Source organism: Bacillus cereus group sp. N8, assembly GCF_016483685.1.
GTDB classification, from domain to species: Bacteria; Bacillota; Bacilli; order Bacillales; family Bacillaceae_G; genus Bacillus_A; species Bacillus_A proteolyticus.
Genome location: NZ_JAEHBK010000010.1, coordinates 85,957 through 101,556 on the forward strand (window position 1 = coordinate 85,957; position 15,600 = coordinate 101,556).

Here is a 15,600-nt window from a genome sequence, read left to right on the forward strand (position 1 = left end):
ATTAAATAAACCTATTATCTACATAGAAACATCGATATAATCGTATCTTTTATAATGACAAAAAGAGGGGCCATAATCTATGGCTCCTCTTTTTACGGCTTCACATCTAAATTTTGTAAAAATAACGTTGCTGTCACATATCGTTTCGCTAACATTTGTACATATGCGGTATGTACAGATAGTGTAGCGATAATAATAGCGTTACGAATTGCTTCGCGTTGTTCGTTATTTATTTGATCGAACTTGCTTGCGATTTTATCCGCTTTTTCTTTTACAATATTTTCAATCGTATGAATTGTATCTGTAGCATTTAGTTGTATGCAATTCCCTTGATTTAGTTCTTCAAATAAAGAGGAGTAAGCACCATATAAATGAACAGGATTAATTAAATCGTCACTACGATCGGCCGGGTCGTTTACGATGAGTCGTAATAGTTTACGAATAGATTCAAAATCAAGTGCCGTTTTTAAATCTTCAACAATAAATAGTAAGGCTGCTTGTTCGATTGAGTATTTCTTCCCTTTTTGAGGGGAGCCAATCATTTCTTTTATATCTCGTTTCACCCAGTTTTGCATAGCAGTTACAGAGAAACTCGTGTTTTCAATCTGATTACCAAGCGCAACTATTTCATTTAAAGAAAAACCAACATCTGTATCATCGATTTTAATTAATTTTTCAAAAATAGGTGAAAGTGCGGTTGTAATAAAAGCTGTAACGCTTTGTCCGCTTTCAATATCTTTTTTATGTGACTTTGCCCAAGCTTCTTGTAAAATGCTAAGAGGCTTTTTCGGATTCCATCCTCTAAGTGATAGAAGGAGCGTTGCCATTTCGTTTCGTGTGAGATGAAATGTTTCCATCTTTTCACCTCCAAAATTATAAAAAGTTCTTATGAACTTATAATATGTTTTGTTTCATTTAAAGTCAATTCTGTTTTGCTTAATTTTTCCTATGTCATAAATTTGTCGTAAGTAAATAATACTTGCATATTTCGACAAAAGTTCATATAATAAGTTCATAAGAACCTTTAAAAAGTTTTTAAAATAAATCTATCATTCTTATTTTAAAAGAAAGGTAGATTTCACATATATCTATATAAAAGGAGAATGGATATAATATGTTGAAAAAATTTGTAGCAGTAATGACAGCATTCATGGTTATCTTTGGAGCTAGTAGCTTTATGTTCGTAAATCACGCGGAAGCGAAAAGTTACAAATCTGGTAAGAAATCATATACACCAAGTTCTGGTCAAAATTCAAAAGTTGATTTAAACAAAAAAGATTCTAATGTAAATTCACAAAAAACGACAACAGATTCAAAAACAAAAGCAACAAACACAGCACCAAAAAGTAATAAAGGTGGCTTTATGAAAGGCTTATTACTAGGTGGTCTTGGTGGTTTACTAATGGGTAGCTTATTTGCAAATATGGGAGCTCTTGGTTCTGTATTAGCGTTTATGGTAAATATGTTAGTAATGGCTGGTATCGTAATGTTAGCAGTTCGTGCATTTAAATACTTCAAAGATCAACGTAAGAAGAAGGCAGATGAAGTAGCATGGAAACAATAAAAATTTCTGAACAAGAGCTTATAAATGCACTTTGTGTATATATCGCTGAAAAAAGACAAGTTGGTCCAGAAGAAGTTGCAGTTGAACTAATGTATGATGATGACTACGGTTTCTCTGCAGAAGTAGAGGTAAATGGTCGCCAGCAAATTTTAATTCAAGCAAACTTAATCGAAGCGCTACGCTTACTACTTGATCGAGAATACAACGTCAATTCATTTGCTGCAAGATTGCAACTTGAATTAGATGATGAAGAAGGCATTTACGCATTAGCGAAATTTAATAACTCAGAAGAGTAGTGAAAAGAGCTGTTGAGAGTAATCTCAGCAGCTCTTTTTAGTATGTGCATATACAGAAGAATAATCACGCCAAATTTCATTCATCTTCCGTCTGCCAACATCAATCATGGGATTAAATTGAATTGCTGCTTTTTGACGAACAGAGTGAACGTTTTGCATTGCTTGGTGTAATTGTTGCTCGATTACGTCACGTTTCTCACTTGCATGTTTAGCAATAGATAGACCTGCAACCTTTCCTTGCGCCATTGCGATTTTACCACTTTCAATTCCAGTAATATTGCCAGCTACAAATAAACCAGGAAGGGGGGTTTCCATTTCTTCTGAATGAAGTGGAACATGTCCGCCTAATTCTGGAATGTAATGGAAAGGGCATCCCGCTACAGCGGCAAGCTCAGCAAGAGGATACAAACCTCCGGCAATACAAACGAAGTCAGCCTCATATATCTTTTCTGAGCCATTAATAACATTTCCGTTAGAATCAATATTAGCTACACGCACACCTTCAACTTGATCTGTACCGATAATTTCAAGTGCAGCTTTCCGGAGATGAAGTGGTGTCCCGTTTATTTTCATTCCGTTATTTGGATAGAAGGTTAATCCAGCTTTTCGAATCCAATCATATTTCATAAAACGGCTACCTATACGCAAAAAAGCAGAAGGAGCGAGGTGTGCCGCATTTAAAAGAGAGTTTAAAACTTCTTCCGGTTCACCAGCTTTTTGGCTTAACTCACTTTTTTCAGGAAGTACAATATGATCCACATTAATTCCAGCTAACTGTAGTTCATTTAAAATAGCGAATGACAAAATGTTAGCGCCAATAATGATTCCTTTTTTTCCAACTTGCACGCGATGAACATTTGTCATAACTTGAGCTGCTCCAATTGACATAACCCCTGGAAGTGTCCAGCCAGGAAGGGGAATAGAATACTCAGCAGCCCCAGTAGCAATGAGTACGAACGGTGCTTCTAATGTACCGATATTTGTATGTATGAGCCAAGAGTTCTCATCTTTTTCTAAATTAAAGACAGAAACACCGCACCGAATATCGACTAAAAGTGATTTTGCTTCTTCGTGAAGGCGTTTGGATTCTTCTATGCCGTTCCACCATTCTCCAGTAGGCTCTTGATGCAATTGTCCTAACAATCTTCCGCCAGGCTTCATAAATTCATCAATAACAAGTACGTTAAGTCCAAAATGGGCACAAGAGATAGACGCTGATAATCCTGCTGGTCCTGCGCCAATAATAATTACATCTATCATTGCTTTTTCACCATCTCTCTCACGATATTTGGATGCTGTTTTCCGCTTTCAACAACCATATTGTCTTCTACAACAGTTAAGCACGCTCTTACGTTCGTTTGATTATTTACTGTCACGCGGCATTCTGAACAATGTCCGATATTACAATAAATACCTCGTGGTGTCCCGCTATCTTCATGGACCCTTAAAGTTCGTATTCCGTTTGCTAACAGGGCAGCAGCTATACTTTCGTGTTCATAAGCTTCGTATTGTTGACCGTTAAATTGAAATGTGATGCGTTCACTATTATTTAAACTACCTAAAATAGGGTGATCTGTAATTCTACTCATTTACTTTCACCTACCGCTCCAAAAGTAACCGCGCGCACGGGTGGTTGATATTTTAAAGGTATTTCATTAGGAGTTATGTCAGGGTTTGCATTTTCAATCATTCGATCTATCATCATTCTACATGTGCGGCCACCGCAAAATCCCATGCCAGCACGTGTTCTTAGTTTTAATTCTCTTGCCGAGCATTTATATTCAGCAATTGTCGATTGAAGTTGTCCGTATGTAACTTCTTCACAACGACAAACAATTAAGTTCTCTTTATTCGTCATATGTACTCCTCCTCTAGTTCGGTTTACATAAATTATTATGCAAAAACTATGCCAATATAGAGGGGGAGGGGGGTATCTCGCTATTTGCCGGGCAGTAAGACTCCACCTCAAAATTCAGTGAAAGCAAAGAAGTTAGGTGGGGGTCGGGCTGCCCGTAAAAGCCCGATTGGTGAGGGCTGATAATCAAGTGGGGATGAACAAAACCCCCACTGATTAAAGTTTCACTTTATTGTAACCCCAGCCTTTTTAAACGGTTATATAAAGTGGCCCTCGTTACGCCAAGTTGTTTCGCACATTCTAATTTATTACCATCCAAAATGCGTAAAGCTCTTTCAATTACCTTCTTCTCGTGCTCATCCATTTCTTCTTGTAAAGAAAGAATCGTATTATTGTTGCTGAGTAATAGGGATTGAGCTGTATGATTGTCTAAAGTTTCATTTGTATGAAATGGTAAATATTCTTGTTTAATAATGCCGTCTGTCGCAAATACGACGAGTCTTTCAACTACGTTTCGGAGCTCGCGAATATTACCAGGCCAATTGTAATGAAGTAGTTCATGCATAATATTTGAAGGTAAGTCTCGAATTGGTCTGTTATAGTTTATTGAAAAATCATTTAAGAATGAGTATGTTAATTCAATAATGTCCTCGCGTCTTTCACGTAGTGGTGGAATATGCAAGCTAACTACATTTAAGCGATAGTATAAATCTTCTCGGAAAGTTCCTTTTCTCATTTCTTCTTGTAAATCACGATTTGTAGCAGCGATAATACGGAAATCAATATTTATTTCTTTCTCTCCACCAACTCGGTAATACTTTCTTTCTTGCAATACACGTAAAAGTTTCACTTGCATATCGAGAGGCATTTCACCTATTTCATCAAGGAACAAAGTACCACCTTGAGCGAGCTCTATTTTACCTTTTTTTCCTTTACTATTCGCTCCAGAAAACGCCCCACGTTCGTATCCGAATAATTCACTTTCAAATAACGCTTCTGGAATTGCGCCGCAGTTAATTGAAATGAAAGGCGCCTTTGCTGCCTCACTTGCTTCATGTATTGCTTTCGCAAATACTTCTTTTCCGACACCGCTTTCGCCGAGTATTAAAACGGTTGATTTCACTGAACAGACCTTTCTAGCTAATTGAATAGTCCTTTGTATAACAGGGCTTTTTCCATTCATCGCAAGGAAAGGATCCGATGTATCTTTATATTTTGCTACTTCTTGCTCTAACCGGTGCATTTCATGTGACATATTAAATAGTTTTTCATTCAATACAACTTGATTTGTAACATCTGTTTCTGAAACGACTGCTCCTATAATTTCATCGTTACAGTAAACTGGGTTTGAATTTATTAATACGAACAAATCAGGACGAGGCTGATGGAATTGAGCGATTATACTTTTTCCGTCATGTAATGATTGTAAAATTTCTAAATCTTTATAATCAAAAAAACGAGTGATTGCTTGTCCGATAATTTCATTATGGTTGACTGAAAAAATCTTTTCGGCGCCATCCGTCCAAGTACGGACGTATTCTTTATCATCGATGACTGTAACAGAAGAATCAGTTGTTTGAATAACAGTATTATAAAAAGCTTGTAGTTCATTGTAATACTTATAAAGAAAAGGAATCGTTTGCTGAGCAGTTATACAGCATATAGGTTCTTGAGTTTCGCTTATAATAACGACCGCTGAATAGCTAGAAAAGGCTTCGATTAAAGCATTGAAAGAGTCATTTTCATATATAACTGCACAACTCCATTTTTCAGTAGATGAATGGATGTAATAAAATTTGTCACCTACCTGTTTCATGTACTTAAATATACTTGTACGATCGATTGATAAAATTTTTATAAACTCTTTTATTGTTGGAAATGAAAATGTCATAATGTCCTCCTATTATGTATAAAAATTTAGACAGTGATAAAAAAATAATACACCTATTTACGATAAATTTAAAATATTTTTACAAATAAAAATTATTTCATATAAATAGTTCTGCCTGTAGAGTTGGCACACCAATTGCATAAATAGAAAGTGAGAGATTTAGGAGAAAGGAGGGTGCTATGTGAGACACTGTGACGTTTTAATAATAGGCGGTGGTATTATAGGCTGTTCTATCGCGTATTACACATCAAAATACGGAAGAGACGTAACAATCATTGAAAAAGGAGAATTTGTCAGTGGGACGTCTTCACGGTGTGATGGGAACATTTTGGCTATCGATAAAGACCCAGGGTTTGATAGTCAAATGTCGTTAGTAAGTCAAAGATTAGTAACTGAATTAAGTGAAGAATTGGAGCACTCATTTGAATATAGGGCGCCAGGAAGTATTCTCGTTTGTGAATCAGACGAAGAGATGGAGGCAGCGCAGCAATGGGTGAATCGTCAAAAAGATGCTGGGTTACCGTTTCGAATGCTTGATCGGCAAGATATAAGAGAGGAATCACCATTTTTTGCGGATGATTTATTGGGTGGTTTAGAATGCGCAACTGATTCTACTGTAAATCCATATCTCCTTGCATTTTCACTTCTAGCAGAGTCGAAAAAATTGGGTGCGAAAGCTTTTAATCATACAGAAGTAAAAGAAATGAAAAGAGATATAGACGGCTCCTTTATTGTAGAAACGACAAATGGGACGTTTACTGCGAAGCAAGTTGTGAACGCAGCCGGTGTGTGGGCTCCTAAAATCGGGCAGATGTTAGATGTAAACATCCCAATCGAACCGAGAAAAGGGCATATTATTGTAGCCTCAAGGCAACAGCACGTAGGTTGCCGTAAAGTAATGGAATTTGGTTATTTGATTTCTAAATTTGGTGGAAAACGAAAAGTGGATGCTTTAACTGAAAAATATGGGGTAGCTCTTGTGTTTGAGCCAACAGAAAGTCAAAATTTTTTAATTGGTAGTAGTAGAGAATTTGTAGGGTTTCATACGAGGATAAATAACGAGGTTATTAAATGTATTGCAAATAGAGCAATTCGTTTTTATCCGAAAATGGCAGATATGATGGTGATTCGTTCATATGCTGGATTACGCCCGTGGACAGAAGATCATTTGCCAATCATTTCAGGAGTGGAACATATTCCGAACTACTTTATAGCAGCAGGACATGAAGGCGATGGAATTAGTCTTGCGGCAGTTACTGGGAAAGTGATTGAGGAGTTATTAAATGAAAAAGAAACAATCATTCCTATTGAACCACTTCGTTTGAGTCGTTTTACAGAAAGGGTGTTAAACGGATGAGGTCACAGAAAGTCTTTACGACGATTGATACACATACGGGCGGAAATCCAACGAGGACATTAATTAGCGGACTTCCTAAGTTAATTGGAGAGACGATGGCAGAGAAGATGTTACATATGAAAAAGGAGTATGACTGGATTCGCAAATTGTTAATGAATGAGCCACGTGGTCATGATGTAATGTCAGGAGCACTATTAACAGATCCGTGTCATCCTGAAGCTGATATAGGTGTTATATACATAGAGACAGGTGGATATTTACCGATGTGTGGCCACGATACAATCGGTGTATGTACAGCTTTAGTTGAATCAGGTTTAATTTCAGTAGTTGAACCGGTTACTTCTTTAAAGCTAGATACGCCAGCTGGCTTAGTTGAAGTAGATATTACTGTTCAAAATGGTAAGGCGAAAGAAGTCTCCTTCTGTAACATACCTGCTTTTTTACTGAAAAATATTTCTGTACACGTCGATGGAATTGGAACTGTAGAGGCTGAAATTGCGTATGGAGGAAATTTTTATGCCATTATCGATGCGAAGTCAGTAGGACTAGAGTTAGTACCAGAAAACGCATCTACAATCATTGATAAGGCGATTCATATTCGAAACACAATTAATGAGAAGTTTGAAATCATTCATCCAGAGTATTCGTTTATAAGAGGATTAACACATATTGAATTTTATACAGACCCTACTCATGAAAGTGCACATGTGAAAAATACAGTTGTTGTTCCGCCGGGAGGAATAGATCGATCTCCATGTGGTACAGGAACATCAGCGAAGTTAGCTGTATTATACGCTCATAAAAAAATCGACATCGATGAAGAATTCGTTCATGAGAGTATTGTAGGTTCACTATTTAAAGGGTGTGTTATGAATACGACATATGTAGAAAACATTGAAGCTGTAGTAACGAAAATTACGGGATCAGCTTGGCTTATGGGAATGCATAGATTTTTTTACAATGAAAAGGATCCGCTTAAAGAAGGCTTTTTGCTAATTCCGCCGATGGAGCATGAAACGGAGGATGTAAAATGAACATTCAAAAAATGTATACAGCAGTAGATGTGCACGTAGCTGGCGAAGCATTTCGTGTAATAAAGGACGTACCATGCAAATACTACTACAGTTTAGAACATTTAAATGAACAATTTTCAGGCGAATTAGCAGAAGAAATGCAGCTTTTATTAAATGAACCACGTGGTTTTATTGGGTTAAATGGATGTATTGTCGTTCCTTCTATTCATAAGGAAGTTGATGCAGCTGTATTATTTTTTAATCATGAAGGATCTATTCCTCTTCATTATGGAGGTATTGTTGCGGTAATAACGATGTTACTAGAAAGTGGATATTTAAAAAAGAGAGAGTCTAATCAATACAAAATTGAAACACTATCTGGAATATTTTCAGTCCATGCCTATGTAGAGAATGATGAAGTTATTTCGGTGTCGTTTGAAAGTAAACTATGTTATATGATTGAGAAAAATTTAAAGGTTGGTAATATAAGTTACTCTCTCGTACAGGCAGATAAAGTATATGCAGTTGTAGAAAAGGATACGTATTCGCCAGAAATCAGTATTGAAAACATCTCTAAATTAAAAAAATGGGGTGAAGCTACACTTCAAGCTATACAAAAACAGTCATTAATAAAAAGACTTATTTTAGTAGATTCTATGCAAAAAGAAAAGAACCATATAAAGTCGATTACATTTCATGAAGATAACTTTATAGTGCGTTCACCAGGTTTTGTTTCTACTATTGTGTCTTATGTTCATGCTTTATTTAAAAATGAATATATAGCGGATAAAGCTATTAAAAATGAAAGTATTTTTAATAGCTTTATAACAGTGGAACAAGTGAAGAAAGAAGAGCTAGGATACATTTTCCGTTTTGAAAGTAGAGGGTTTATTACAGGCATGCAGACGTTTCTATTAGATCCTACAGATCCGTTTCCAACAGGATTTCTATTAAAATAAAATGTTAAAGGGAGAGATAAAGATGCAAAATATTAAAGGGGCATTTCCAGTATTAATAACACCAATGGATGAGTTTCAAGAGATTGATTGGAAAGGTGTAAAGCAAAACGTAAACTACTTTATTGAGAAAAAAGTAGCTGGAATTATTATTAATGGAAGTACGGGAGAATTTGTTAGTTTATCAAAAGAAGAACGATTTAACATGGTAGAAACAGTATTAAAAGAAGTTGATGGCCGTATTCCAGTCATTGTTGGAACTGCTGCGGAGACGACGAAAGAAACGATTGAATATACGAAACATGCAGAAGCGCACGGAGCGGATTGTGCATTAATTATAAACTCTTACTATTGTAAACCGAAGGAAGAGGAAATCTATTTTCATTTTAAAGAAATCTCAAACGCTGTAAATATACCAATAATGTTATACAATAACCCATTTACTTCTGGTGTTGATATGAGTACAGAGCTAATGCTCCGTATTGGAAAAGAGTGTGAAAATGTTACACATATTAAAGAATCTAGCGGAGATATTCGAAAAGCGAGAGATTTAGTAAGACAAGGCGAAGGTGCTTTTCAAGTTTTCTGTGGGTCTGAAGATTTAGTTATGGAATCTTATTTAGTTGGTGCAACGGGATGGGTTTCAGTGGCTGGAAATATCGTTCCAGGTCTCGTTACGAAAATGTATGAGCATTTTCAAAATGGTGAACTAGAAAAAGCATGGGAAATAAACGATGCTATTTTACCTCTTTGTGAGTTTCTTGAAGGGTCTGGGAAATATGTACAAATCGTTAAACGATCAATGGAATTACACGGGCAAGTCGGAGGACCTTCTCGTTATCCGAGATTAGGATTAACTGAAGAAGAAGATCAAAAGCTTCAAACGATATTATCCGAAATCGCAGCTCATGCAGCTGTTTAAATAGGGAGGCGTGTATATATGTTAACGACAAACATTGAGCTGAAACCAAAAGTGAAAGCGTTTTTAAATGAAGAAATTAAAATGTTTATTAATGGCGAATTTGTTCCTTCTATTAGTGGGAAGACATTTGAAACATACAATCCAGCGACAGAAGACGTTCTAGCGGTCGTATGTGAAGCACAAGAAGAAGATGTTGATATTGCAGTAAAAGCGGCAAGATTTGCTTTTGAATCAGGCCCTTGGGCGGAAATGACTACTGCTGAAAGAGCGCATCTTATTTATAAATTAGCAGACTTAATTGAAGAACATAGAGAAGAATTAGCACAGCTTGAGGCTTTAGATAATGGGAAGCCATATCAAGTAGCACTTGATGATGATATTTCAGCGACTGTAGAAAATTATCGTTATTACGCGGGATGGGCTACAAAAATTATCGGGCAAACCATTCCAATTTCAAAAGATTATTTAAATTACACACGCCATGAACCAGTTGGTGTTGTTGGTCAAATTATTCCGTGGAATTTTCCGCTCGTTATGTCTTCTTGGAAAATGGGTGCCGCTCTTGCGACAGGTTGTACCATTGTACTAAAACCTGCAGAGCAAACGCCTTTATCTTTATTATATACAGCGAAGCTATTTAAAGAAGCTGGTTTTCCAAGTGGTGTCGTAAACTTTGTACCAGGTTTTGGCCAAGGAGCAGGAGCTGCAATTGTAAACCATCATGATATTGATAAAGTAGCTTTCACAGGTTCCACAGTTACAGGGAAATATATTATGCGTCAATCTGCAGAAACAATTAAACATGTAACTTTAGAACTTGGTGGTAAGTCACCAAATATCATTTTAGAAGATGCTGATTTAGAAGAAGCGATTAACGGTGCATTCCAGGGCATTATGTATAATCATGGTCAAAATTGTAGTGCAGGATCCCGTGTATTTGTTCATCGGAAGCATTATGAAACTGTAGTAGAAGAGCTTGTAAAAAGGGCAAATAATATTAAACTTGGAGGCGGGATGGAAACAGATACAGAAATGGGTCCACTCGTATCTAAAAAACAACAAGAGCGTGTGCTAAATTACATTGCACAAGGAAGAGCTGAAGGTGCTACTGTTGCAGCTGGTGGTGAACGTGCATTTGAAAAAGGTTATTTTGTTCAGCCGACAGTATTCACAAATGTTACTGATGATATGACAATTGTTAAGGAAGAAATCTTTGGACCAGTTGTCGTTGTACTTCCATTTGATTCGACAGAAGAAGTAATTGAAAGAGCAAATCGCTCTTCATATGGGCTTGCTGCTGGGGTATGGACACAAAATATTAAAACTGGACATCAAGTTGCTAATAGATTAAAGGCAGGAACAGTGTGGATTAATGATTATAACTTAGAAAATGCAGCTGCACCATTTGGTGGATATAAACAATCAGGTATTGGACGTGAGTTAGGTTCATATGCACTTGATAATTATACAGAAGTGAAAAGTGTTTGGGTAAATATAAAGTGAAACTCTATTCAGTGAGTAGCTTTACTGCTCGCAAATAGCGGGATAATAAAATGATGAAATATAGTAAGAGATGCGGACAACTGGAAGGCATGAAAAAGGTTGTCCGTTTTCTTATATATAAAATTGCTTTTTCAAAAGAATTATAAGGGGGATTTGGATGGAGCAGTTAGTAGAATGGTTAGTAGGGCAAGTATGGAGTATTGGTTTAGTTGTTTTCGCATTAGGAGCAGGAGTGTATTTTACAATTGCCACTCGTTTTTTACAAATTCGTTATTTTAAAGAGATGATTAAACTATTATTTGAAGGGAAGAGCTCGGAGACGGGAATATCATCCTTCCAAGCGTTTTGTTTAGCCTTATCAGGTAGGGTTGGAATAGGTAATATCGCAGGGGTAGCGACAGCTATCGCTTTTGGCGGGCCTGGAGCTGTATTTTGGATGTGGGTAATGGCTTTGTTAGGGGCAGCTAGTGCGTTCGTTGAATCAACATTATCTCAAGTGTATAAGAGTAAAGTAGGGAATGAATATCGCGGCGGTACACCATATTTTATTGAAAAAGGTTTAAAAATGAAATGGTTTGCAGTTATTGTAGCGGTCGTTGTAACACTTTCATATGGCGTTTTATTACCAGGTATTCAATCTAGTAGTATCGCAGTTGGGTTTGAAAATTCTAATGGTATTAGCAAATATATAACTGGTATATTATTAGTCGTATTATTAGCAGCTATCATTTTTGGTGGCGTAAAGAGAATTGCGGGCGTTTCACAAATGCTTGTTCCTTTTATGGCAATTGGTTATGTAATTGTTACATGTATCATTTTAATTGCGAATATAACGGAAATTCCAAGTATGTTTGCTTTAATTTTCTCAAGTGCTTTTGGTGTAAATGAAATGTTTGGCGGCATCGTCGGCGCAGCTATTGCATGGGGAGTAAAGCGTGCTGTATTTTCAAACGTCGCTGGTGTTGGGGAAGCGACGTATAGCTCAGCTGCTGCTGAAGTATCGCACCCTGCAAAACAAGGGTTAGTTCAAGCATTTTCTGTATATATCGATACAATTGTAGTATGTACTGCGACAGCGCTTATGATTTTAATAACAGGTATGTACAATGTTATACCTGAAGGGAAAAGCGCTATTGTACAGAATATAGGAAATGTGGAAGCAGGTCCAATTTATACACAACAAGCAGTTGAAACTGTTATGACAGGATTTGGTCCAATATTTATTTCAATCGCAATATTCTTCTTCGCATTTACAACTTTACTCGCGTACTACTATATCGCTGAAACGACGCTTACTTATTTAGATCGTGACCTCAAATATAGCTGGTTAAAACCAGTATTAAAAATTGGATTTTTAATTATGGTATACATCGGTAGTGTAGAATCAGCTTCGTTTTTATGGAATCTCGGAGATTTAGGAATTGGTAGTATGGCATGGTTAAACCTTATAGCAATCCTATTATTAAGTAAAACGGCATTAAAAGTGTTAAAAGATTATGAAACGCAGAAAAAAGAAGGGAAAGATCCAGTATTTGATCCTAAAAAAGTAGGGATTGAAGGTTTAACGATTTGGGAAGAGCGGGGTAAAGAGATTGAAAGAAAAAGTTCTAAAGAAAAAGTATCGGCGGATGATAGTGTTAAATTTTAAATATGTAAACTTCCAATATTAAAAAACTGAAAATTCAATCTTTTTATCTAGGTTATATATGGTCTTTTTTTAACCTTAAATAAAAGAATGTATCGATCTTAGTAAAGGGGTATTAGAAGTTTAATGTGTCTCAGTTGTAATTACTGGTGAACTAAAATGTGTTGAGCGCTGATTTTAATGCACGAGTGTATGGTGGAATTGAAAAATCAAAGTTATTAAAAGTGAAAAAGCTCTCCTTAAATTATGCTTGTAAGGAGAGCTTTTTATTTTAGCCTAATTTTTTTGAAAGAGTTTCAATTGTTTCATATAATCAATAGCTTTCGTTTTATTTCTTTGTGCAGAAACATACTGTGCCTCGTTTATATCTCTATAATAATTATTAAATATTTCTTCAGAAAGAATACCGTTAGATACAGCATCTTGAACTGCACAGTGTGGTTCATTAGTATGCGAACAGTTAGAGAATTTGCATTTCTTGGATATATTCGTTATATCTTCATATCCAAAATCGAAGTTACCTTCATGATTTATTAAGTCAAATCCTATTTTACTAATAATAAATCCCTCCACTTTTGAAAAAGTTTTGTAGAATCATACAGTCAAATTATTTTGTTTTTAATATTCTATATTTCCGTAAATCGATTTCTCTACATCAGGGAGAAGTGTGTATATACTCTTACCGATTAAAGATTCTAATTCATTCTTAATTGTGTAGAATCCTTTCCAATGAAAGGAGGTATGAGAGGTTGTTCCGTGTCGCAAACCAACTGAAATCAATCTTTTTTCAAGAGTAGTAAAGCCTTCCGCATCAGCGAGAGCGTCGCAAAGGGTAATTACTTTATTGTATAAGTCGTAGTCACTATGTTCATTAAGTATGTCAACCAACCGGCTTTCAATATAATCGGGAACAAGGCTCCACTCTGCCGCGATATCTAACTGCTCATTTTTGCAAGGAAATGAATGCGTCACACATATAACGGCGTTTCCTGTATACCCTAAATCATTCATATACATGTAACCATCATAGGAATGAATGATTTAGTAAAACCTTTATATCTTCCTATATCATGCAGGAGGGCAGCATTGTATGCTATATCAGCATCTAGGTCGTACTCATTATTAATAAGTTCAACAACTATCTTTTCAGTCGCAAGGGCAACATTACATGAATGTTCGAACCACGGACCTGGGTTTTGTTCATATGCCCACTGGAGTAATTCTCTTGCATATGTCCTATCTAATATATATTTCATATAGGTATCCTTTCTCTAAAAAATCATATATTTAATAATTTCATCTTAGAATTTCATTATTCCTTCTTTAAAAGTTGTTACAATGAAACAAAAGGGGGATTAGTAATGCAAAATTTAGTAATTGAAGAAATTAAGCAATTAGAAAATGATATGGAAGAGCTTTCTAAACTTTTGAAAACAGTAGTAGATGATGAGGCGTCAATTGGTTTTTTACCTCCACTGGAACAACAAGAAGCCATAAATTATTGGCAAACCGTATTAGCACCAGAAGTGATATTATATGTTGCTAAAATAAATAATGAAGTGGCAGGAAGTGTACAATTACATCTTGTTACAAAGCCTAATGGGATCCATAGGGCCGAAATTTGTAAGTTAATGACTCACCCAAACTTTAGACGGAATGGCATCGGACGTTCATTATTGAAAAAAGCAGAGGAACGAGCAAAGCAAGAAAATAGGTCTCTTTTAGTGTTAGATACTAGAGAAGGGGATCCATCGAATAGATTATACAAATCATTAGACTATCAAGAAGTTGGAAAAATACCGGAATATGCAATTTCTCCAAATGGTGAGCTGGATGCAACGGTAATTTATTATAAAATGCTTTAGTTTTTTTATTTGAAAAGAGGGATAATTTCAAATAATGTTTGATACACCCCTGTATAATAGTGTTTTTCTTTTGACCCTTTATCTTCATCTGGAATGTTTAATTTAAAGGACCAGTCTGTAGAGAGCTTTGACAGTTTTTTTAGATTTTGATTTTGAAGTCATTTGGTGAATATTAAAATGTTAATCTAAAAAATGGAGGTTGTTGTGATGTTGAAACTGTTTCAATATAACTGGCAAGTTCGTGATGATTGGTTTACATTGTGCGAAGATATGTCGGCTGAAGAACTATTAAAGAAAAGGGTTGGTGGATTTGGTAGCATCCTACATACCCTATTTCACATTGTAGATGTGGAATATATGTGGATCTTAGGTTTGCGAGGTGAACCAGTGCCTGAGGAGCCATTGTTTGAAGATTATACTAGCTTGCAAAAAGTGAAAAATCTTTCGGATCAATACCACGAGAAAGTGAAGCCATTTGTGACATCTTGGACAAATGAAATGGATTCTTGGAAACTTTCAGAAACTGATTTCAATGAAGAACCGATTAGCTCTAGAGACGCCCCAATCAGGCGCCGGGTCATTGAATGTACACACGGAGAGATAATACGTCATGTCATTGTCCATGAAATTCACCATATCGGCCAGTTATCTATATGGGCACGTGAAATAGGAAAGGAGCCTGTTTCCGCAAATCTGAGAGGAAGAGGGCTATTCGATAATTAGACTGCCTTTG

Annotated in this window: 16 protein-coding genes and 1 pseudogene; 10 read left to right on the forward strand and 7 right to left on the reverse strand. The window is 36.1% G+C overall.

The annotated features are described in order from the left end of the window. Positions 1 to 92: 92 nt before the first annotated feature. Positions 93 to 857, reverse strand: a complete 765-nt coding sequence (locus JDS80_RS16335; protein WP_000447222.1) for a DUF1836 domain-containing protein — start codon at positions 855 to 857, stop codon at positions 93 to 95. Between the two features lie 257 nt (positions 858 to 1,114). Between JDS80_RS16335 and JDS80_RS16340 the strand changes: the two genes are divergently transcribed. Together JDS80_RS16340 and JDS80_RS16345 are read left to right on the forward strand one after the other, a co-directional pair. After that, a complete protein-coding gene (locus JDS80_RS16340) occupies positions 1,115 to 1,564 on the forward strand; it encodes a hypothetical protein (protein WP_000913423.1) in 450 nt (149 codons plus the stop codon). After that, on the forward strand, positions 1,552 to 1,860 hold the full coding sequence (locus JDS80_RS16345; protein ID WP_071746199.1) for a YxcD family protein: 309 nt from the start codon (positions 1,552 to 1,554) through the stop codon (positions 1,858 to 1,860). The genes JDS80_RS16340 and JDS80_RS16345 overlap by 13 nt, the downstream gene beginning before the upstream one ends. A gap of 24 nt (positions 1,861 to 1,884) precedes the next feature. Here the strand turns inward: JDS80_RS16345 and JDS80_RS16350 are convergent, their stop codons facing one another. From JDS80_RS16350 to JDS80_RS16365, 4 genes are all read right to left on the reverse strand, one after another. After that, on the reverse strand, positions 1,885 to 3,120 hold the full coding sequence (locus JDS80_RS16350) for an NAD(P)/FAD-dependent oxidoreductase (protein WP_071746198.1): 1,236 nt from the start codon (positions 3,118 to 3,120) through the stop codon (positions 1,885 to 1,887). Continuing rightward, on the reverse strand, positions 3,117 to 3,449 hold the full coding sequence (locus tag JDS80_RS16355) for a (2Fe-2S)-binding protein (RefSeq protein WP_071746197.1): 333 nt from the start codon (positions 3,447 to 3,449) through the stop codon (positions 3,117 to 3,119). The genes JDS80_RS16350 and JDS80_RS16355 overlap by 4 nt, the downstream gene beginning before the upstream one ends. Continuing rightward, the gene (locus JDS80_RS16360) at positions 3,446 to 3,718 is read right to left on the reverse strand and encodes a (2Fe-2S)-binding protein (RefSeq protein ID WP_071746196.1); all 273 of its coding nucleotides are present in this window, start codon (positions 3,716 to 3,718) and stop codon (positions 3,446 to 3,448) included. Before JDS80_RS16360 ends, JDS80_RS16355 begins: the two co-directional genes overlap by 4 nt. Positions 3,719 to 3,944: 226 nt before the next feature. Continuing rightward, positions 3,945 to 5,606, reverse strand: coding sequence for a sigma-54 interaction domain-containing protein (locus JDS80_RS16365; protein ID WP_199639284.1), 1,662 nt, complete (start codon positions 5,604 to 5,606; stop codon positions 3,945 to 3,947). Between the two features lie 181 nt (positions 5,607 to 5,787). Between JDS80_RS16365 and JDS80_RS16370 the strand changes: the two genes are divergently transcribed. The 6 genes from JDS80_RS16370 to JDS80_RS16395 all read left to right on the forward strand — a co-directional run bounded on the left by JDS80_RS16370 (position 5,788) and on the right by JDS80_RS16395 (position 13,005). After that, positions 5,788 to 6,963 (forward strand): NAD(P)/FAD-dependent oxidoreductase, encoded by a 1,176-nt coding sequence (locus tag JDS80_RS16370; protein WP_071746194.1) that lies wholly within the window; start codon positions 5,788 to 5,790, stop codon positions 6,961 to 6,963. Continuing rightward, positions 6,960 to 7,997: a proline racemase family protein gene (locus JDS80_RS16375; RefSeq protein WP_071746193.1), complete on the forward strand. Its 1,038-nt coding sequence runs from the start codon at positions 6,960 to 6,962 to the stop codon at positions 7,995 to 7,997. The genes JDS80_RS16370 and JDS80_RS16375 overlap by 4 nt, the downstream gene beginning before the upstream one ends. After that, positions 7,994 to 8,935 (forward strand): proline racemase family protein, encoded by a 942-nt coding sequence (locus JDS80_RS16380; protein WP_199639286.1) that lies wholly within the window; start codon positions 7,994 to 7,996, stop codon positions 8,933 to 8,935. The genes JDS80_RS16375 and JDS80_RS16380 overlap by 4 nt, the downstream gene beginning before the upstream one ends. Before the next feature lie 22 nt (positions 8,936 to 8,957). Next, entirely contained in the window at positions 8,958 to 9,854 is an 897-nt protein-coding gene (gene dapA / locus JDS80_RS16385; protein ID WP_199639288.1) for a 4-hydroxy-tetrahydrodipicolinate synthase, read from the forward strand. Positions 9,855 to 9,872: 18 nt separating this feature from the next. After that, complete coding sequence (locus JDS80_RS16390) at positions 9,873 to 11,357, forward strand: aldehyde dehydrogenase family protein (RefSeq protein WP_098889384.1); 1,485 nt, start codon at positions 9,873 to 9,875, stop codon at positions 11,355 to 11,357. Between the two features lie 157 nt (positions 11,358 to 11,514). After that, positions 11,515 to 13,005: an alanine/glycine:cation symporter family protein gene (locus JDS80_RS16395; protein ID WP_071746189.1), complete on the forward strand. Its 1,491-nt coding sequence runs from the start codon at positions 11,515 to 11,517 to the stop codon at positions 13,003 to 13,005. 273 nt (positions 13,006 to 13,278) lie between these two features. On the opposite strand, the gene JDS80_RS16400 is transcribed toward JDS80_RS16395, so the two are convergent. Together JDS80_RS16400 and JDS80_RS16405 are read right to left on the reverse strand one after the other, a co-directional pair. Continuing rightward, positions 13,279 to 13,575 (reverse strand): ribosome small subunit-dependent GTPase A, encoded by a 297-nt coding sequence (locus tag JDS80_RS16400; RefSeq protein ID WP_175546576.1) that lies wholly within the window; start codon positions 13,573 to 13,575, stop codon positions 13,279 to 13,281. Between the two features lie 45 nt (positions 13,576 to 13,620). Continuing rightward, a pseudogene (locus tag JDS80_RS16405) lies at positions 13,621 to 14,258 on the reverse strand (HD domain-containing protein). 105 nt (positions 14,259 to 14,363) lie between these two features. On the opposite strand from JDS80_RS16405, the gene JDS80_RS16410 reads away from it, so the two are divergent. Both JDS80_RS16410 and JDS80_RS16415 read left to right on the forward strand, forming a co-directional pair. Continuing rightward, positions 14,364 to 14,867 (forward strand): GNAT family N-acetyltransferase, encoded by a 504-nt coding sequence (locus JDS80_RS16410; RefSeq protein ID WP_071746188.1) that lies wholly within the window; start codon positions 14,364 to 14,366, stop codon positions 14,865 to 14,867. Between the two features lie 207 nt (positions 14,868 to 15,074). Further along, a complete protein-coding gene (locus tag JDS80_RS16415) occupies positions 15,075 to 15,590 on the forward strand; it encodes a DinB family protein (RefSeq protein ID WP_199639290.1) in 516 nt (171 codons plus the stop codon). The last annotated feature ends 10 nt before the right edge of the window (positions 15,591 to 15,600 follow it).

Coding starts and splice junctions, on each gene's coding strand:
- JDS80_RS16335 (WP_000447222.1), bottom strand. CDS start 857: ATGGAAACATTTCATCTCACACGAAACGAAATGGCAACGCTCCTTCTA.
- JDS80_RS16340 (WP_000913423.1), top strand. CDS start 1,115: ATGTTGAAAAAATTTGTAGCAGTAATGACAGCATTCATGGTTATCTTT.
- JDS80_RS16345 (WP_071746199.1), top strand. CDS start 1,552: ATGGAAACAATAAAAATTTCTGAACAAGAGCTTATAAATGCACTTTGT.
- JDS80_RS16350 (WP_071746198.1), bottom strand. CDS start 3,120: ATGATAGATGTAATTATTATTGGCGCAGGACCAGCAGGATTATCAGCG.
- JDS80_RS16355 (WP_071746197.1), bottom strand. CDS start 3,449: ATGAGTAGAATTACAGATCACCCTATTTTAGGTAGTTTAAATAATAGT.
- JDS80_RS16360 (WP_071746196.1), bottom strand. CDS start 3,718: ATGACGAATAAAGAGAACTTAATTGTTTGTCGTTGTGAAGAAGTTACA.
- JDS80_RS16365 (WP_199639284.1), bottom strand. CDS start 5,606: ATGACATTTTCATTTCCAACAATAAAAGAGTTTATAAAAATTTTATCA.
- JDS80_RS16375 (WP_071746193.1), top strand. CDS start 6,960: ATGAGGTCACAGAAAGTCTTTACGACGATTGATACACATACGGGCGGA.
- JDS80_RS16380 (WP_199639286.1), top strand. CDS start 7,994: ATGAACATTCAAAAAATGTATACAGCAGTAGATGTGCACGTAGCTGGC.
- dapA (WP_199639288.1), top strand. CDS start 8,958: ATGCAAAATATTAAAGGGGCATTTCCAGTATTAATAACACCAATGGAT.
- JDS80_RS16390 (WP_098889384.1), top strand. CDS start 9,873: ATGTTAACGACAAACATTGAGCTGAAACCAAAAGTGAAAGCGTTTTTA.
- JDS80_RS16395 (WP_071746189.1), top strand. CDS start 11,515: ATGGAGCAGTTAGTAGAATGGTTAGTAGGGCAAGTATGGAGTATTGGT.
- JDS80_RS16410 (WP_071746188.1), top strand. CDS start 14,364: ATGCAAAATTTAGTAATTGAAGAAATTAAGCAATTAGAAAATGATATG.
- JDS80_RS16415 (WP_199639290.1), top strand. CDS start 15,075: ATGTTGAAACTGTTTCAATATAACTGGCAAGTTCGTGATGATTGGTTT.